Raw genomic sequence first — 18,421 nt, forward strand, 5'->3', positions numbered from 1 at the left:
CTGGAGACAACATAAAAGATAGAGAAATCCGACTTTGAATGAATTCAAAGTCGGATTTCTCATGAATTGAAGCTAGTTATGTCCCAGCCTCTTTTTTATTTCCTTGCTATTCTTGACAATATTCTGAAAATAATTTACAATTCTTTTCAATAAATGCTAAGAAAAAGAATAGTAACAAGCGGGCGTACTTAAAGAGAGCTGATGGTGGTGCAAATCAGTAGTACATACTTGCGAATGGGCTTTGGAGCAGCCTCATCAAATGTGAGGACGAATTTACTCCCCGTTACCGGAGTACTCAAAGCGCGCAATTTATGCGAATGAAGGTGGCACCACGGTTACTCGTCCTTTTTACAGAAGGATTGTAGTGACTTTTTTTTATGGAAAAATTAGAAAAGAGGAGTCGAGAGAAGATGAGTATAGTAGTAGAGAAAAAAGGATATTTCGGTGAATTTGGTGGTAGCTTTGTTCCTGATGAACTTCAAAATGTATTAAATATTTTAGATGAAAACTTCCAAAAATATAAAGACGATGAAGACTTTAATAAAGAGCTAGATTATTATTTCCATGAATATATTGGGCGCAAATCTCCACTTTATTTTGGTGAAAATTTAACAAAACAATTAGGCGGCGCAAAAATTTATTTAAAGCGTGAAGATCTTAACCATACAGGTTCACATAAAATTAATAACGTCCTTGGACAGATTTTATTAGCAAAGCGCATGGGTGCTAATCGTGTGATCGCCGAAACAGGTGCGGGTCAGCATGGTGTGGCAACAGCAACGGCTTGTGCAATGTTCGGAATGGATTGCACAATTTATATGGGTTTAGAGGATACAAAGCGTCAAGCATTAAACGTCTTCCGAATGGAGCTTCTTGGTGCAAAGGTAGTAGCTGTTGATAAAGGTCAAGGGCGACTAAAGGATGCTGTGGATGAAGCATTTGCTGACTTAGTGGAAAACTATGAGACGACTTTTTATTTACTAGGTTCTGCTGTAGGACCTCACCCATTCCCTTCAATGGTCAAGCATTTCCAATCCGTCATTAGCCGTGAAAGTCGTGAACAAATTATAGAAAAAGAAGGCAAGCTACCAGCAGCAGTACTTGCTTGTGTCGGTGGCGGCAGTAATGCGATCGGTGCGTTTGCGGAATATATTGCAGATGAAAATGTTCGCCTCATCGGCATTGAACCCGATAAGGCAGCTACATTAAATAAAGGAACACCCGGTGAATTACACGGCTTCAAATGTTTAGTACTGCAAGATACAGAAGGCAATCCACTACCAACGTATTCGATTGCCGCTGGACTAGATTATCCTGGTGCTGGTCCAGAGCATAGCTATTTAAAAACAATTGGTCGTGGAGAATATGTAACGGTGACGAATGAGGAAGTGCTTGAAGCATTCCAAGTGCTGTCAAAGGTTGAAGGAATTATTCCGGCACTTGAAAGCTCCCACGCAGTTGCTCATGCACTAAAACTTGCGCCAACATTATCACCGGAAGAGAGCATTATTATCAATATCTCTGGCCGTGGAGACAAAGACGTAGAACAAGTATTTCAAATGTTAAGTAGATAAAAAATGAAAGAGCGACTTCCCTTTGTGGAAATCGCTCTTTTAACTATACGAATGAAGCTAATTTCGGATAAATTTCTGTCACATTATCTCGAAGCTTTGCTTTCAGAAACTTTCCAACTGATGTTTTTGGAATTTCATCTAAAAATACTACATCATCCGGTACCCACCATTTTGCAAATTGACTTTCTAAAAATGCCAAAAGCTCCTCTTCACTTGCCGCCATTCCTTCCTTCAATACTACACAAGCTAGCGGGCGTTCTTGCCATTTGATATGCGGAATTGCAATAACTGCCGCTTCCAAAACAGCATCATGGGTCATTAACGCATTTTCTAAATCAACTGAGGATATCCACTCCCCACCCGATTTAATTAAATCCTTTGTACGATCTGTTATTTTGATAAAGCCATCCTCTGTTCGTACCGCAATGTCCCCTGTATATAACCAGCCGTCACGATAAGCATCATTTGTACGTTCATCACGATAATACTCGTGTGAAATCCATGGACCTCGCAAGCGTAACTCACCCATTGTTTCTCCATCCCATGGCACTTCGCCACTGTCATTAATAATGCTCGATTCAATACCGGCCATTGTCATTCCTTGCATTGCCCGCGATTCAATACGCTTTTCAATTGGCCATTCATCCATCCAAGACATATAATTTGATAACGCAACAATCGGTGTTGTTTCAGTCATTCCATACACGACGATATATGGAATGCCATACTGCTCTTCAAATGTACGAATAAGTCGAGTAGGTGAAGCAGAGCCACCACAACAAATAGCTCGTAGCGAACTAATATCTCGCTCACGTTTCTCCTGTTCCTGCATTGCCGATGTGAATTGTGGGCCAGGCAATACCTGTGTAGCACCCACATTGACACTTGCAAACGGTAAACCCCATGCATTTGCATGAAACATTGGTACAATCGGCATCACGACATCACGTTCAGAAATGCCCATTGAATCAGACATACTTAGCATCATACTATGTAGCACTATACCCCGATGTGAATACACAACCCCTTTTGGATTTCCTGTTGTAGCACTTGTATAGCACATACCAGCAGGCTCATCTTCTTCTATATCCTCTGGGAACTCATAGTTTTCATCTGCTGCTGCTAATAAATCCTCATATGATAATGCATTCGGTAATGTCGTTTCTGGCAAAGTATCCTCATCCGTCATAATAATATAATGTTTCACTGTCTTGAGCTCGGGTGCAATGTTTTCAATAATTGGTAGCAAATCCACATCAATCATTAAAATTTCATCTTCTGCATGATTAATAATATAAATTAAATGTTCTTCTGATAAACGAATATTCACCATGTGCAAAATAGCGCCAGAACACGGTACCGCAAAATAAGCCTCTAAGTGGCGATGCTGATTCCAGGCAAAGGAGCCAATTTTCTTTCCTCTTGTCATCCCTAGCTTTGAAAGCGCATCCGCTAAACGACGTGTCCTCTTCGCCCATTGTCCATATGTTAGACGGTGAATCTTCTGTGGGCTCGTCCGTGAAATAATAGTCTTTCTAGCAAAATAGCTTTCTGCTCGTTTTAAAAAATTTGTTAATACTAACGGCGTCTGCATCATATAAACCATCCATCCCTTCGTCTTGTGAACTCCCTTTACATTACCTTTGTGAAATATTAATAGAGATATTTTGATTGAATACTATTAATATTCTGAATATTATTATATTGTAAAATCACAAAATACGCTATGTATTCCAAGGGGTATCGTCAGGAAAATGCGGATTTACAACGTTAAGGAATTTTCATTACTCCATAAGCATTTTTAAGTTATATTCAAAAACCATGCTTTGACATTGGCTAGAACATGGTAATTTAAATAATATAAATCTGCTAAGTTGATTTTTTCAGCTCATCTATTTATTGAATTCATTAACTGGAAGAAGTATTCAGGTTTGTGAGTCTTATTTAGGTTATACCATGAATGTAATGTATCTGGTGCAAATACATCTAATTTTTTCAGTACTTCCATCGCAAATTCCAGAGGAGCTACTCCTGATGCAGTAACCAAATTCTCACCAGATACCGCAGGTCCCATCTCATAAAATTTTTCTCCTTTATAATTAGGACAAACCATTTTAATATACTCTAAGTTATTGCTTGTATGCTTTCTAGAATCTAGGTATCCCATATTCGCAAGGGCCTCAGTTGCACCACAAATTGCAGCAACAATAGTGCCAAGCTTTAAAGCTTCGCCAATTTTTTTCATGATTGGTTGATGAATAACTTCTCCCCAAGTATTCCCTCCAGGCAAAACTAAAAGATCTTTACTCTCAAGAGTACACTCATCAAAGGGAATATCTGGTTTTATGCTCAGTCCCCCCATCGTAGTAATAATTTCTTTATTAGCTCCTACTGTAACTACTTTTAAAGGTGCTATATCTTTTTTAAAAAATCTTCCTGTGTTTAGTTCGGCAATTAAATATCCATATTCCCAGTCTGACATTGTGTTAAATACATATAGATAAACTTTTTTTGTTTGCATCCAATAACACTCCCAATCACAATTTATATAGCAATTATAATATAACTTCCCTGACAGCTAACGTCAGGGAAGTTATCATACTTGATGAAATTGTATTAATTCCGACAGAACTTCAACAAGTCTTTTCTTAAGACTCATTGGCTCGATAATTTGAATAGATTTACCGTACGGTAAAAGTAAATAAGGTATATATGTATGTACTATATCTTTTTCAAGAAGGAAAACTGCTTGATTTGAATTTCGTTCATGTAAATAATGTCCTAAAAACCAATGTTGGCAAACATCATTCAGCGTACTTTCATTTCCATTAATAACTAAAGAGGTAATCCCTTCCATATCTTCTATAGTTGGAAGGAGGTTTTTCATAAAAAAGTCACGTGCTGAAAAATTTTCTAGCCGGTTAAACTTATTTTCAGTTAGCATTAGACTTTCAATTCGATCTACTCTAAAACTACGGATATCATTCCTAAGATGACAAAATCCAATCACATACCACTTATTATTCCAATAGATAATTCTGTACGGATCGACCAATCTATAATTTAATTGCGTTTCGCCACTTTTATGGTAAAGAATTTTTACTGAGTACCCGTCAGCTACGGCCTGCTCCAACTCCTTCAAAAAAGGTTCCATAGAGAGTGAGCTTAATCGACTTATTACTTCAAGACTAGTTAAATGTTGGTTTATCTTTGTCTCCTGCTCTTGATTTGAGTATTTACTTAGTTTTGAAATGGCCCTATTCAGTGCTTCACCCCCATAATATCCGGCTTCTTCTGCAAAAACAGCAGCGTGAAATAGTGAAGTTTGCTCCTCAAAATCAAAAAAAAGAGGAGCCTCAATAAAATTGTTCAATAAAGTGTATCCACCGTTATGTCCTGGTTCTGAAATTATAGGTACGCCACTTGTTGAAATTGTATCAATATAACGATACACAGTCCTTATATTCATCTCTAACTTTTCTGAAATTTATTTTGCAGTAATTTTTTCACCTGAACGAAGCATCCATAGAATTGCTAACATATTGTCAATTTTAGGCATATAATTCCACCTCTATAAGGAATTTATTTTCTATTATATATTTCCGATTTTTGGTATAACTCATCAACTGTTCCTTTCCGATAGCTTTCTATATAATGAGGCCCTAGACACATTTGTAATTTCACAAATTTGATTTACAGTCATATCTCCCTCTTTATAAAGCTTTACTGCATAATTCATTCCTGCATGATTTTTATGGTACTTCTTTAACCGACCTTTAAACTTTCCTTCTTTCTTAGCCAGTTCTATCCCTTCACGCTGCCGCATACGGATAAGATCTCGTTCTAATTGGTTTACACCCGCCATAACCGTAATTAAGAATTGGCTGTAGGGATTAGCTTCTGATAAATCTAGCCATGTATCTTTTAAGGATTTTAAATTTGCCTTTTTACTCCGTATGTTATCGATTAATTCAAATAAATCTTGTGTACTACGAGTAATCCGAGTTAAGTCCGTAACATAAATGATGTCACCTTCTTGTATATCCTCTAACATTTTTTGAAGTTGCTCACGATCTTTTGTTGCTCCAGAAACTTTTTCTTCAAAAATAATATCCATTCCGATTTCGTTCAGTTGCTGAAATTGCCTTGAAGGATTCTGGCTATTATCAGTCTCCTACACTTGTATCAATAGAGTACACTCTATTGGGAGAGAAGAAAACCGTTTAGGGTTCGCTGTTCAATTAGCCGTTCTTCGGTATCCCGGTTGGCCATACACTCATATCAAAAACATCCCGGATTCAGTCATACATTATATATCGAAACAAATCGGCGCCACTCCATCTTCGCTTAGTCTTTATCCTCAAAGAGAAAATACACTTTGGGATCATTTGAAAGAAATTCGTAGTGAATACGACTTTTTAACTTTTACTCTAAAAGAATATCGAATGACATTTAAGCACCTTCATCAATTGGCTTTGGAAAATGGTGATGCTATTCATCTACTACATGAATGCATAGATTTTCTAAGAAAAACAAAATCATATTACCTGCTTTCACTACGCTTGAAAGAATGGTGTGGGAGGCAAGGGCAATGGCTGCTTATTATGGGGAAATTAGGTCTATTCAAGACAAAACAGCTTAGCTACAGCCTTACGCGAAATGGGACGAATAGAACAATCTTTATCATGAATGGGCGGCAAGAGCTATTTTCTTCGGAAAACAAGGAGAGCTTAGGGAACGAACCATGCAACATCAGCTTCAAAGGGCCAGTGCTTTAAACATAATTATCAATGCCATTGCCATTAGTATCTGGAATACTCTACATCTAACAAAAGCAGTTGAATATCAAAAACAGACAGGTACACCTTTAGGCTGGGAACATATTAATTTACTAGGAGAATACCATTTTAAATCGGAGAAAGTGATCTCATTAGATTCTTTAAGACCACTAAAACTTTCTTAACGTTGTTAAAAATGGGGGAATTGTCTTGAAAATGGGCTTAGCGTTGTAACTCCGCATTTTCCTGACGGTACCCCTCCAATAATTTTCTTTTTGTTGTTAACTTTTTCTAAAATAATAATAATTAAAAAGAGATGAAGAAAACTAAATCGTTTTCTTCATCCCATGTTGTTGAAAAACTACGCAAAACGAGGGGGTGATTTCCGTTCCTGCTGTGCGCTTTGTTGTTGCTGTTGCTGCGCTTTCGCACAGTGTTCACTTGAAACAGAAATTATTCCATATCAATTATGCCTCTGCATAATTGCATCCGGAATCGGCCAGCATTCACACTAAAGGACGAAGAAAACTAAATTCTTCGCCCCACTTTTAGGAATTTTTATTTATGAACAGGCTTTTGTCTGTAGTTTAATTTTTAATTTATCTAGCATATCAACTGTCATTCTTGCTAGATCATACTGTGCTTTAAAGCCCCATTCATTTTGTGCGGCTTCTATATTTAAAGAATTTGGCCAGCTATCTGCTATCGCTTGACGAACCGGATCTACATTATAATTCATACGAAAATGTGGCAAGTGCTTTTTAATTTCCGCCGCAATTTCAGATGGCTCGAAGCTCATTGCAGTAATATTAAAGGCATTGCGATGTATTAGTTTGCTACTATCAGCTTCCATTAAATCTACAATAGCTTGCAATGCATCTGGCATGTACATCATGTCCATGTACGTACCTTCTTGAATATAAGATGTATACTTCCCTTGCTCGATCGCCTCATAGAAGATCTCTACCGCATAGTCTGTTGTACCGCCTCCAGGAGGAGTTACGTATGAAATTAACCCAGGGAAGCGTACACCGCGGGTATCTACACCAAAACGATTGAAATAATAATCACATAACAGCTCACCAGCAACTTTATTTACCCCATACATTGTTGTTGGACGCTGTAATGTGTCCTGTGGCGTATTATCCTTTGGTGTCGATGGACCAAATGCGCCTATTGAGCTCGGCGTAAAAAATTGCAAGCTTAACTCACGCGAAACCTCCAACGCATTCATTAAACCGCCCATATTTAAATTCCACGCTAGCAAAGGATTTTTTTCTGCTGTTGCCGATAATAACGCCGCTAAATGCATCATTGTATCTGCACCAAAATCCTTCGCTAAATCATGCATTCTTTGTCCATCCGTCACGTCCAACACTTCAAATGGACCTTTAGAATGCTCAAGCTTCCGGATATCTGTCGCTAACACATTGTCCTCTCCATAAATACCACGAAGTTTTTCTACAAGCTCAGAACCTATTTGACCTAGTGCTCCTGTAACCATTATCTTTTCCATTTCTCCAAACCTCCACCTGTGAACAATTGTACTTTCAGAAAGTACAATAATACATAACTAACCATTGATTTAATAACACTTCTGATGAATTTCATTATAAAGTGTTCATATTAAAAATACAACTATAATATTTTCAATTTTTAAAAACAGAGCAAAAAATCCTTTACCATCAGTATATGAGACCTATAAAATATTGTGCTAGAAAAACATATAAAATACATATGTGCGTCTCAAACGGACGTTCAAACAGTTTTAATTTTGTTTAATACTACTCAACAAAAGAACCTTCTTTGTTGACAAAGAAGATCCTTTTGTTCTTATTAAATACGGAAACGCTTTACGGCTATTTGTAAAACTTTTGATACCTTATGTAGCTCTTTAATATAATCATGGAATTGCTGCTGTGCGGTTAATTGATCGGCTGTTAATATAGCTACATGTTTAGTGGATGCTGCATTCGTATCAGAAAATGATGTTAACACTACCGCATCTTCACTAACCTTTTTCGTATGGTTGGCAATTTCTTGAATAGTTGCAGATACTTCCGTTATATATGGCTTCATTGTATGTACTTTTTCTAAAATATGATCGAAGCTTGTTGCCGTATCTCCTGTAACCTGCACCCCCTTTTCAGTTGCGACTAACACACCCTCCATCATTTGCACAGCATAGCTGGAATCTAAATGAATATTTTGTACAATGGACGTAATCGTTTGGGTTGAATGAACTGTTTGCTCTGCAAGCTTGCGAACTTCATTGGCCACCACCGCAAATCCTTTACCATGCTCCCCTGCTCTAGCAGCCTCAATAGATGCATTTAAGGCTAGGAGGTTTGTTTGCGCGGTAATTTTTTCAATTACTTCAACCATTTGATCGATTGTAGCTGCTCTCTCTACAAGATTAAAAATGGCTGTATTCGATTTTTCAACTGCAAGTTTAATAGCCTGTATTTGAGTTAAATTCGCCTGTACAATTTCCGTACCACTTTCTGCATCACTCGCAGTTTTATGAGCAAAATTTTCAACAACCTGCACTTTTTCCAAAATTACTTGCACACCATTTAACACTTCCTCTAGAGATGCAGTATTCGAAGCTAATTTTTTAGTAGAAGCAGCAGTTGAATCTGAAATAGACTGTACATCCTTTGCAATTTTGTGCGTCGTGTTAGACGATTTTTCGGAGGATTCCTGAAGTTTCCCAGTCATTTCTTCAACCTCATGTGCACTATTTGATACTGTATGAAGTAGTCTTTTCACCTCTGTTGTCATCTGATTATAAGACAATACTACCTCGCCAAGCTCATCCTGCGCCACATAACTGGCATTCGCTGTGAAATCCCCCTGCTCTGCACGCTTTAATAATGACTTCAATTGACGCGTTGGTATATTCACAGCTTTTGTTGCTACAAATCCTATACAGATTACTAACAAAACAACAAATAAACATACTCCCCCTAATAGCCAATAACCAAATTGCACATCGTTCTGGTATGCCTGTTGCTGTTCCTTAGCCCGCTGAACCAAATAGCTTTGAGTTTCTTCTAATAATGAATGACTTTGCTGGCTTACAGGTAAATAAGACTGACCATAAAATTGTTTCTGTTCTTTTTGGCCCAATTGTTTATAGTTATTGATCATTTCTACCTGCTGTGCTAGTAGAGTTTTAAATTTCTTCATCTGATGGTTCGTCTTTTTATCGATTTCTAGACTTTCTAAATGATTTAAAGACTGCTCAGCGTTTTTTAAAATGACAGTCATTTCTTGATAAGCTCCGACTGAATCTACTAAATAATCTAATTGTCGTTGTGATTCCTCTAGTTCATTTAACCATCCGATCGGTACAAGTCCTTCAGTATAACTTTCACTTGCATGCCATGACATTTTCCGTAAATAATCAACACTAAAAATACCTAGCAATACATTTGATAGTACACAAACAATCATCAGTATAAGTAACTTGTCCTTCACCATTATGTATCGAAAAAAATGCATCATCTTCGGCTCCTTCTCCAACTCTTACCAATAATGATAGTATGAAGATTTAAAGCCAGTGTTATGTTTTTGTAAAGATTGCACGAAGAGTTATGAAAATAATCCCATTACTCCTAATATAATCGGCGCATATCCCCCTCGAGCTAACATGATATTAGTCCTCATTAAATGCCTTCAGGGACATACCAGTTTGATACGGAAATTACCTGATGAAGAGCTCGCTTTCCCCGTAACTTCCCACTGCTTTACTTCCGAATATAAATCAATCAAACATCTTGGTAACGTCAAATGTAAAATTAACAAAGTAGCAAAATTGGTTTATAACTTCTAATAATCATAATAATCATTTAACTTGCAACCTTCTGAATTCCCTAGCGTTGTCTATTAATAGTATGGTTTATCTTCTTCTGCTCAGTGTTTTTAATACGATAGCGAAGCGGCAGCGGCAATTGTTTTCTGCGCGAAAGCAAAGCGGCAGCGACAATTACGACAAGGCAAAATTACTCAAAAGGGAGGTGTATGAATGTTACAGTTCAATAAATTAGATAAAAGTTTGGTTATTAGCTTGGCATTACTCGGTATCATTAGTTGTCTCTTTGTTCATTCCAGTAGTACGGTGTTTGAGCAGTATACAAGCTCGTTTATTACAAAGCAGTTTTTTTATTACCTAATCGGATTTTTAATTATGTATGGAGTAGCAATGCTTGATATTGAGCAACTAAAAAAGATTGGCTGGCCATTTTATTGGGCGATGGTCTTATTAACATTTGGCTTATTTATTGCACCAGAAAGTATAGCTCGGACTATAAATGAGGCAAAACGCTGGTACCAAATCCCAGTTTTAGGTTCTATTCAGCCGTCAGAGTTTTTAAAGTTCGCGTTTTTAATCGTGGTCAGTAAGGTCATTGTTGCACATCGTGAGAAATATGAGCGCCCAACCTTTTTAACGGATATGCGACTACTCTTAATCATTGCTGTTATCACTCTTCCACCTATGCTTGCTGTTTACAAGCAACCAGATACGGGCATGGTAATGCTCTATATGTCGATGATTGTACCGATGATTTTCTTTTCAGGTATACAAAAAAAATTACTTATAATCTTTACAGCCATTCCGGTTTCAATTCTCAGCGTTGTGGTTATTCTTTATGTAAAGTTTAATGATTTTTTTACAGATGAAATTTTAAATAAATTATCAGGGCATCAAATTTCTCGAATTTATGGCTGGTTGCAACCAAATGAATATCCGGACTCATCTTTTCAAACAAGGCAGGGATTTTCGGCAATTGGTACAGGGCAGTTTACTGGAAAAGGTTACATGAAAAATAATGTCTATGTCGTGGAAAAGCATACCGATTTCATTTTTGCCAACATCGCTGAAGAGTTCGGGTTCATTGGAGGGGCATTTGTCATTACTCTTCTGTTTTTTGTTATTTACCGTATTGTTCTCATTACAGTAGAAGCAAAGGACCCATTTATGACACTAATGGGAGCAGGCATTGCTAGTTTATTAGCCTTCCAAATTACACAAAATATCGGTATGACAATTGGACTTTTACCTGTAACAGGTATGACTTTGCCATTTTTAAGTTATGGCGGTAGTTCCCTCATATCAAATTTCATGTTAATGGGCATTGTGCTGATTATCTATAATTCTTATAGTGGCTACATATTTAAAACAACAAAAGAGTAGGTGAAGGCTCGTATGAATGATACTTTAAAAAGGAGAATTTTATTATTACTATTTCTGGCAGGAGTTATTTTATTCATACTCATAGTGCGCCTTGCCTTTCTTATGCTGTAAGTTAATCAAAAAGCTGTCTCAAAAGTTTTACTACGACTTTTGAGACAGCTTTGCATTTAAATTTTATGAATGCTATCAATGACAACTTTTATAATTGTATCAAGATCCTCTTGTACAATATTAAGTGGTGGAGATAATGTTAAAACGTTATTAAAGCCTGCAACAGTGGCACCATTTTTACCGATAATAACACCCTGCGCCTTACAGGTAGCAATAACAGCATTTACTTTATCTATTGATAAAGGCTCCTTCGACGTTTTATCTGAAACTAACTCAATGCCAATTAATAAACCTTTGCCGCGAACATTCCCAACATTCGGATGATTACTCAATGCTTGCTGAAGTGCTTGCAGAGTAGCAGCTCCAACCTCACTAGATCTTTCAAATAATGCTTCTTGCTGAAGAATCTCAATATTTTTCAATGCGACCGCACATGCGACTGGTGATCCGCCAAATGTATTGACATGGCGGAAATAACCGTATGCATCTGACTCGGTAAATGCTTCATAAATTTCCCGTTTTACTGCTGTAGCTGATAATGGTAAATAGGCACTTGTAATTCCTTTTGCCATCGTAATAATATCAGGTTTAACACCGTAGTTCATAAATCCAAATGGCTTACCTGTTCGACCAAAGCCACAAATTACTTCGTCTACAATCATTAAAGCTCCATGTTTTTTACACACTTCTTCAATGCCCTTTAAATAGTTCTCTGGAGGCATGATGACTCCCCCACCTGTAATAATTGGCTCTAAAATCATCGCGGCTACTGTTTCACTTAGCTCCCACGTCATCGTCTTATCTACAGCCTTGACGCTTGCTAATTCTGTTGGGGCAAGTGTATCATTTTCATGTTCCCGATATTGATCAGGTGGGGCTACATGGATAAAGCCTGGAGATAATGGTTCATATTTATATTTTCGTTCCGCTTGCCCTGTCGCAGCCAATGCTCCAAAAGAACTTCCGTGATATGCACGGTAGCGAGAAACTATTTTATAGCGAGAGCTTTCCCCTTTTTGTTGATGATACTGACGCGCAATTTTAAACGAAGTTTCGTTAGCCTCTGACCCACTATTAGAGAAGAATATAACATAATCTCCACCAAGCATTTCATTAATCTTTTCAGCCAGTTCAACTGCTGGTAAATGCCCCTGCGATAAAGGAGCATATGCATTTTTCATCATTTGCTCATGTGCTACATCTGCTAATTCTTTGCGACCGTAACCTACATTTACACACCACAATCCTGCCATTGCATCGATGTATTCAACGCCATCTGTATCAACAATCCTTGCACCATTTGATTTTTCTACTACATATGTTGCTTGTGGATTATAGGGTTTCATTGAATGCCATACATATTGTTCATCTTTCTTTAAAATATCACTTTTAAGATTTACTTGAACCATATCTATACACCCCTTCATGTTTTTTCACTTATTCACATCGTTATTGCTTGGGAACGCAAATGAACTTATTGTATCCTCTGTTGCATCTGGCCAGCGTTCAGAAATTGTTTTCGCTTTCGTAAAGAATCGTGCTTGGTCTGGCCCAAACATATGCCCTTCACCGAACTTAGAGCGCTTCCATCCTCCAAAGTTGTGATAGCCAACTGGAATCGGAATCGGAACATTAACGCCTACCATACCTACTTCAATTTCTTCTTGGAATTTGCGCGCTGCCGAACCGCTACCCGTAAACATCGTGACACCATTCCCAAGTTCGTGATCATTAATCAAATCAATAGCTTCTTGTAAGGTTTCAACGCCTACAATAATACGTGCAGGGCCAAAAACCTCCTCTTTAAAAATAGGCATTTCTGGCGTTACATCATTTATCAATGTCGGACCAAGATAAAAGCCTTTAGATGTTTCACATATTTTCGGATTTCGACCATCCGTTACAAGATTAGCCCCTTCTGTAATAGCACCGTTGATATATCGAAGAATGGTATCTTTTGATTGCTGCGTAATAACTGGGCCAAAGTCTACCTCGTCATCTGTATATGGGCCAACCTTTAATTTTAAGATTTTCTCTTTTACTATCTCTGTAAAGCGTTGTTCAGTATCTTTCCCGACGACGATTGCTCCTGAAATAGCCATACAACGTTGAGACGCCGCTCCATATGCTGCACCTAAAAAGGCATTAGCTGTTTGCTCTAGGTTTGCATCTGGCATGACAATCATAAAGTTCTTTCCGCCACCAAATGCAGCAACTCGTTTATTGTGCTTCGTTCCTGTTTGGTAAATATACTCCGCAACAGGTGTTGATCCAACAAATGAAATTGCTTGTATCTCTTTATTTTCTAGCAGTTCATTAACCGCCTCTTTATCACCATTCACGACTGTCCAGATTCCATCTGGCAGTCCTGCCTCTTTCCATAAGTTACTTAAATATAAGGCTGAGATTGGCACACGCTCAGACGGTTTTAAAATAACTGCATTTCCTACCGCAACTGCCATACTTGTAATCGCCAGCGGGACCATAACAGGGAAATTAAATGGAGCAATTGTTGCAACAACTCCAAGTGGAGCCTTTGCAGAAAAGGCATTAATATCGCCGCCTACATTAACCGAGTATTCCCCCTTCAGCATTTGCGGGGCACTTATTGCCATATCTACAGATTCAATGCCACGAACAATTTCACCCTTAGCATCTTCCTTCGTTTTCCCACTTTCCTCACAAATTATTTTGATGAGCTCATCTTGTCTTTCAACTAATAACTGACGGAAACGATGCAAAACCTCCACCCGTTTACCAATCGATGTCTTTTTCCATGCAGGGAAAGCTACTTTCGCTAGCTGGATAGCTTGCTTTACCTCACCTCTAGTCGCTAACGGAACTTGCGCAATGACCTCTCCTGTTGTTGGATTATAAACTTCCGAGTAACGACCACTAGTACCTGCTGTTTCAACACCATTGATAAAATGCGTAAGCGTTTTCGCTTTTTGCTGAACTGTCATAATTTCCCCACTCCTTATTTATCATTATTCAAGATCCAATTCTTCCTTTTGGAAAATAGAACTTGCTTCCTTTACTGGGTTTAACAATTTTTTCCTTTGTGTAACTAAATAGAAAACCATCACGACCACTACTACAATACATGTAAATAAAATTTGCGAACGCATCGATTCAATAAAGAACATAGCGATCAGTAATGCTGTTGTAGCTAATATAGTGAAATACGTTAAATAGGGGAATAACCACATTTTCACTTTTAATAGTTCGGGATTTTCTTTCTCAATTTTCCGTCGCATTTTTAATTGTGAAAAAGCAATGATTAAGTAAAGAATCAACGTAATTGCACTACATGAACTAAGTAAAAACATAAATACTTTATCTGGTGAGACATAATTCATAATAACGGCAATATAAGAGAAGAATGTCGCTGCTAATATGGCATTAACAGGTGCTCCCTTTTTATTTAATTTCAAAAATGCTTTCGGGGCTTCCCCCTTCTCCGCTAAAGAAAATACCATTCGAGATGTCGCATAAAGCGCGGAGTTTAAGCACGATAAAACTGCTGTTAAGACAACAAAATTCATGATTTGCGCAGCTGCGGGAATGCCGATGTAATCCAATACTGCTACATAGGGACTCGTTAAAATACTTGAGGAATGCCAAGGTAATAATGTGACAACTACCGTTATCGACCCAACGTAGAAAATCAAAATACGCCAAGTAATTGAATTTGTAGCTTTTGTCACCGCTGCTAACGGTTCGTCAGATTCCCCTGCTGCAATCGCAACAATCTCTGTGCCCATAAAGGAGAAAATAACAATGACTACACCCATCAGGACAGCACCAAAACCATTCGGTAAAAAGCCACCCTCACCGATTAAATTAGCAGTACCTACCGCATCAAAATTAGGTGCGATCCCAAAGATAATAAATGCACCAAGTGCTAGGAAAGCTATTATACTTACAACCTTAATAAGAGAGAACCAATATTCAAATTCACCAAAAGCCTTTACGGAAAGGGCATTTGTTAAAGTAAGTGCTACAGTTAATATAAGACTTAGTAGCCATAAAGGAATGCCATCATACCAATATTGAATAATCGCAGCTGCTGCCGTTGCCTCTAAAGCAATTGCAACAACCCAGAAAAACCAATATAACCAACCAATCATAAAACCAGCCCAAGGACCAATTGCTTCATGTGCATAATGCGCAAATGATCCACTTGTTGGATTGACAGCTGCCATTTCCCCAAGCATTCGCATGACAAGAATAACGATAATACCCGCAAAGATATAAGATAAAATTGCGCCAGGGCCGGCTAAGTTGATCACTGAGCCGCTTCCCATAAATAGGCCGGCTCCGATAACCCCCGCAATAGCGATCATCGTCATATGCCTTTTCTTTAACCCTCTCTGTAAATGCGTCTGTTGCTCCATATCTGTTCACCTCTTTTATAGTTTGGATTACCGCTTACAAAAATTTTACATGTTACATAGAAACGAAGTAATAGACAAACTGTAAAATTCTATGCAATTGTTTTAAACATAATGTAAAATAGACTAAACATTCTTAAAATAAGATATTTTAGTCTTTTTTAGAGAAAACAATACATCAGTAAGAAAACAAGGAAATGATCAATTATACCTCGACATAATTGCGCCCGGAACCGGCTTTGTGCTTGAGAACTCCTTTCCGATTCTGTGACATCCGCCGGAGGCTTTGGGCCAACACGAGGTTGGTCACTCAGGCGTTTTCACAGGATGAGAAGTTTTTTGTACCGAAAGCGTAGCGACAGGTACAGATATTTGTACATCAGTTGAAATAAGTTAAAAGGAAGGAGGATAAAAATGAGTCAATTTAAGCTTCAAGTGAAGGATGTGTTAGAAAATACACACTTCCAAAGTGCGGAGGTCGTAGCTGGAGAGGATGGATTATTACGCATTGTAAAGTGGGCTCATGTCATTGAAATTATACAAGTAGATAATTTTCTAGCTGGTGATGAATTGATTTTAACAACTGGGATAAGCCTTCAGCATAGCATAGAGGATTTTATCTTTTTTGTTGAGTCCTTAATCCAAAAAAATTGCGCTGCATTGTGCATTGAATATGGGCGTTACATACAAACCATTCCAGAAATGATTGTAGCTCTTGCTAACCGTCACAGCTTCCCTATTATCGTTTTTCATGATACTGTTCCTTTTGTCCGTATTACACAGGATTTACATAGTCAAATTATGAATCAACAGTATTTAATGATCTCTACTTTAGAATCCTACTCTCAAACATTAAATAAAAATGCTCTATTAGGGCAGACCGCAGAAGAAGTCTTACAAAATATGTATAATAAATTGAAGACACAAATTATCTTTTCTATTAAAGGTCGAGAACCTATCTTTTTTCCAAACACCCCGCATCATAAGCGCCAACAACTTTTAACGAAAAAAAAATCAGCAGCAATATTTAAAAATGAACCCATCTTTATTTTTGATCAGCATTATGCAGAGTTAACACTCTATAGAGAGGATGGTCTATTCTCGGAGTTCGAATTACTTATTTTAGATCGTACAGCTACTGCGTTAGCGCAGCTGTTAATGAGAGAATTTTATATTGAAGAGAAAAGGGACATTGAGGATGCCTCTATTTTAGCGGATTGGATCGACCAAAAACTATCGAAAGAGGAAATTTATAAATTTATCGTAACCCATCATTCTAACTATAAACTTACTAGCGGAGCCGTTTTTATTTTAGCGACTCCTAATGCAGTCTCTAAGGTGCAGGAGGATATTGTCTATAGTAAGCTCTACTATCGAAACCTTTTTGAGCAAAATGGATTTATACCATTTTTATTTGAAAGAAAAAGCTATGTCATTTTTATTTTACTCCATAAGAAGGATAGCAAATCGAGTCGCGAAGTATTAAATAAGTTAGTTTCTTCCGTTCAGAAAACCGATTTTTATAAAAAACAAATGGCCCAAGATTATCAAATCGCCATTGGCAAGGTCGTTGCAGACGTAGACGAGATACCAAAGAGCTATCAAACGGCACTCGAAACATTGTATATTTGCAGTAAAGTACAAACAACTTCTTATTTTTACGATGATTTACATCTGTATCACCTCATCTATAAATTACAGATGCAAGTCAATTTACAGGAAGTGATTCAAGATTATTTACAGCCTGTTATTGAATACGACAAAAAATATAACAGTAAGCTGCTAGAAACTCTACAAGTATACTTACAAACAAATGGCTCCAAACAACAAACAGCCAACCAACTGTTCATCGTACGCCAAACACTCTACCATCGTTTAAAAAAGCTTGAAAGTCTCTTAGGGGAAAATTTCATGAAGAGCCATAATCGAATTACACTTGAATTTATGTTGCTTGCCAATTCTTTAATTGAGGAGAAAAGTTAATTTCTTAGTTGTTGATTGGGTTAGCGGCGATATTCATCAGCTTAGCGGCGTTGTTCGCATGGGTAGCGGCGATATTCATCCGTTTAGCGGCGTTGTTCACATGGTTAGCGGCGATATTCATCCGTTTAGCGGCGTTGTTCACATGGTTAGCGGCGAAATCGCAGGGGTACCAGCGTTATTCGCATGGTTAGTGCCGATGTTCATCGGGTTAGCGGCGTTGTTCATTGGGTTAGCGGCATTGCTCGCAGACTTATCACCAATGTTCATCTGCTTATCAGCGAGTTTCTCCTCCTTATCAGCGATGTTCATCCGCTTATCAGCGAGTTTCTCCTCCTTATCAGCGATGTTCATCCGCTTATCAGCGATTTTCTCCTCCTTATA

12 protein-coding genes, 3 pseudogenes and 1 other annotated feature are annotated in these 18,421 nt (G+C 37.8%); of the genes and pseudogenes, 5 read left to right on the top strand and 10 right to left on the bottom strand.

Going from position 1 to position 18,421, the window contains the following annotated elements; translation table 11 throughout:
• The first annotated feature begins 149 nt into the window (after positions 1-149).
• Positions 150-350 (top strand) — a binding site (T-box leader).
• A gap of 60 nt (positions 351-410) precedes the next feature.
• Positions 411-1,574 (top strand): tryptophan synthase subunit beta, encoded by a 1,164-nt coding sequence (gene trpB / locus ACIPKN_RS23235; protein WP_400940704.1) that lies wholly within the window; start codon positions 411-413, stop codon positions 1,572-1,574.
• 43 nt (positions 1,575-1,617) lie between these two features.
• Here the strand turns inward: trpB and ACIPKN_RS23240 are convergent, their stop codons facing one another.
• The 4 genes and pseudogenes from ACIPKN_RS23240 to ACIPKN_RS23255 all read right to left on the bottom strand — a co-directional run.
• The gene (locus tag ACIPKN_RS23240; protein ID WP_400940706.1) at positions 1,618-3,171 is read right to left on the bottom strand and encodes a long-chain fatty acid--CoA ligase; all 1,554 of its coding nucleotides are present in this window, start codon (positions 3,169-3,171) and stop codon (positions 1,618-1,620) included.
• Between the two features lie 291 nt (positions 3,172-3,462).
• Positions 3,463-4,095 (bottom strand): type 1 glutamine amidotransferase family protein, encoded by a 633-nt coding sequence (locus ACIPKN_RS23245; RefSeq protein WP_400940709.1) that lies wholly within the window; start codon positions 4,093-4,095, stop codon positions 3,463-3,465.
• A gap of 75 nt (positions 4,096-4,170) precedes the next feature.
• Positions 4,171-5,061, bottom strand: coding sequence for a helix-turn-helix transcriptional regulator (locus ACIPKN_RS23250; RefSeq protein WP_400940849.1), 891 nt, complete (start codon positions 5,059-5,061; stop codon positions 4,171-4,173).
• 135 nt (positions 5,062-5,196) lie between these two features.
• A pseudogene (locus tag ACIPKN_RS23255) lies at positions 5,197-5,745 on the bottom strand (recombinase family protein); the annotation flags it as partial.
• Between ACIPKN_RS23255 and ACIPKN_RS23260 the strand changes: the two are divergent.
• Positions 5,723-6,171: pseudogene (locus ACIPKN_RS23260) on the top strand (DUF4158 domain-containing protein); the annotation flags it as partial. The pseudogenes ACIPKN_RS23255 and ACIPKN_RS23260 overlap by 23 nt on opposite strands.
• Before the next feature lies 1 nt (position 6,172).
• Positions 6,173-6,537 (top strand): annotated as a pseudogene (locus ACIPKN_RS23265) (Tn3 family transposase); the annotation flags it as partial.
• A 377-nt stretch (positions 6,538-6,914) separates the two neighbouring features.
• Here ACIPKN_RS23265 and ACIPKN_RS23270 read toward each other — a convergent pair.
• Together ACIPKN_RS23270 and ACIPKN_RS23275 are read right to left on the bottom strand one after the other, a co-directional pair.
• Positions 6,915-7,868 (bottom strand): L-threonine 3-dehydrogenase, encoded by a 954-nt coding sequence (locus tag ACIPKN_RS23270; protein WP_400940712.1) that lies wholly within the window; start codon positions 7,866-7,868, stop codon positions 6,915-6,917.
• A 320-nt stretch (positions 7,869-8,188) separates the two neighbouring features.
• Positions 8,189-9,862 (bottom strand): methyl-accepting chemotaxis protein, encoded by a 1,674-nt coding sequence (locus tag ACIPKN_RS23275; RefSeq protein ID WP_400940715.1) that lies wholly within the window; start codon positions 9,860-9,862, stop codon positions 8,189-8,191.
• Between the two features lie 520 nt (positions 9,863-10,382).
• Here ACIPKN_RS23275 and ACIPKN_RS23280 point away from each other — a divergent pair.
• A complete protein-coding gene (locus ACIPKN_RS23280; protein WP_400940718.1) occupies positions 10,383-11,552 on the top strand; it encodes an FtsW/RodA/SpoVE family cell cycle protein in 1,170 nt (389 codons plus the stop codon).
• A gap of 167 nt (positions 11,553-11,719) precedes the next feature.
• On the opposite strand, the gene ACIPKN_RS23285 is transcribed toward ACIPKN_RS23280, so the two are convergent.
• The 3 genes from ACIPKN_RS23285 to ACIPKN_RS23295 are packed head-to-tail and all read right to left on the bottom strand — an operon-like array spanning position 11,720 to position 16,060.
• A complete protein-coding gene (locus ACIPKN_RS23285) occupies positions 11,720-13,072 on the bottom strand; it encodes an aspartate aminotransferase family protein (protein WP_400940721.1) in 1,353 nt (450 codons plus the stop codon).
• Positions 13,073-13,096: 24 nt separating this feature from the next.
• Positions 13,097-14,626, bottom strand: a complete 1,530-nt coding sequence (locus ACIPKN_RS23290) for a CoA-acylating methylmalonate-semialdehyde dehydrogenase (RefSeq protein ID WP_400940724.1) — start codon at positions 14,624-14,626, stop codon at positions 13,097-13,099.
• A gap of 24 nt (positions 14,627-14,650) precedes the next feature.
• A complete protein-coding gene (locus ACIPKN_RS23295; RefSeq protein WP_400940727.1) occupies positions 14,651-16,060 on the bottom strand; it encodes an amino acid permease in 1,410 nt (469 codons plus the stop codon).
• Positions 16,061-16,471: 411 nt separating this feature from the next.
• Here ACIPKN_RS23295 and ACIPKN_RS23300 point away from each other — a divergent pair, with 411 nt between their 5' ends.
• Positions 16,472-18,040, top strand: coding sequence for a PucR family transcriptional regulator (locus ACIPKN_RS23300; protein WP_400940729.1), 1,569 nt, complete (start codon positions 16,472-16,474; stop codon positions 18,038-18,040).
• Positions 18,041-18,178: 138 nt separating this feature from the next.
• Here ACIPKN_RS23300 and ACIPKN_RS23305 read toward each other — a convergent pair.
• The coding region (locus tag ACIPKN_RS23305) for a hypothetical protein (protein ID WP_400940732.1) at positions 18,179-18,421 on the bottom strand (243 nt) is incomplete at its 5' end.

Origin of the sequence: Lysinibacillus sp. NPDC086135 (genome assembly GCF_044746345.1) — a bacterium.
Classification (GTDB): Bacteria; Bacillota; Bacilli; order Bacillales_A; family Planococcaceae; genus Lysinibacillus.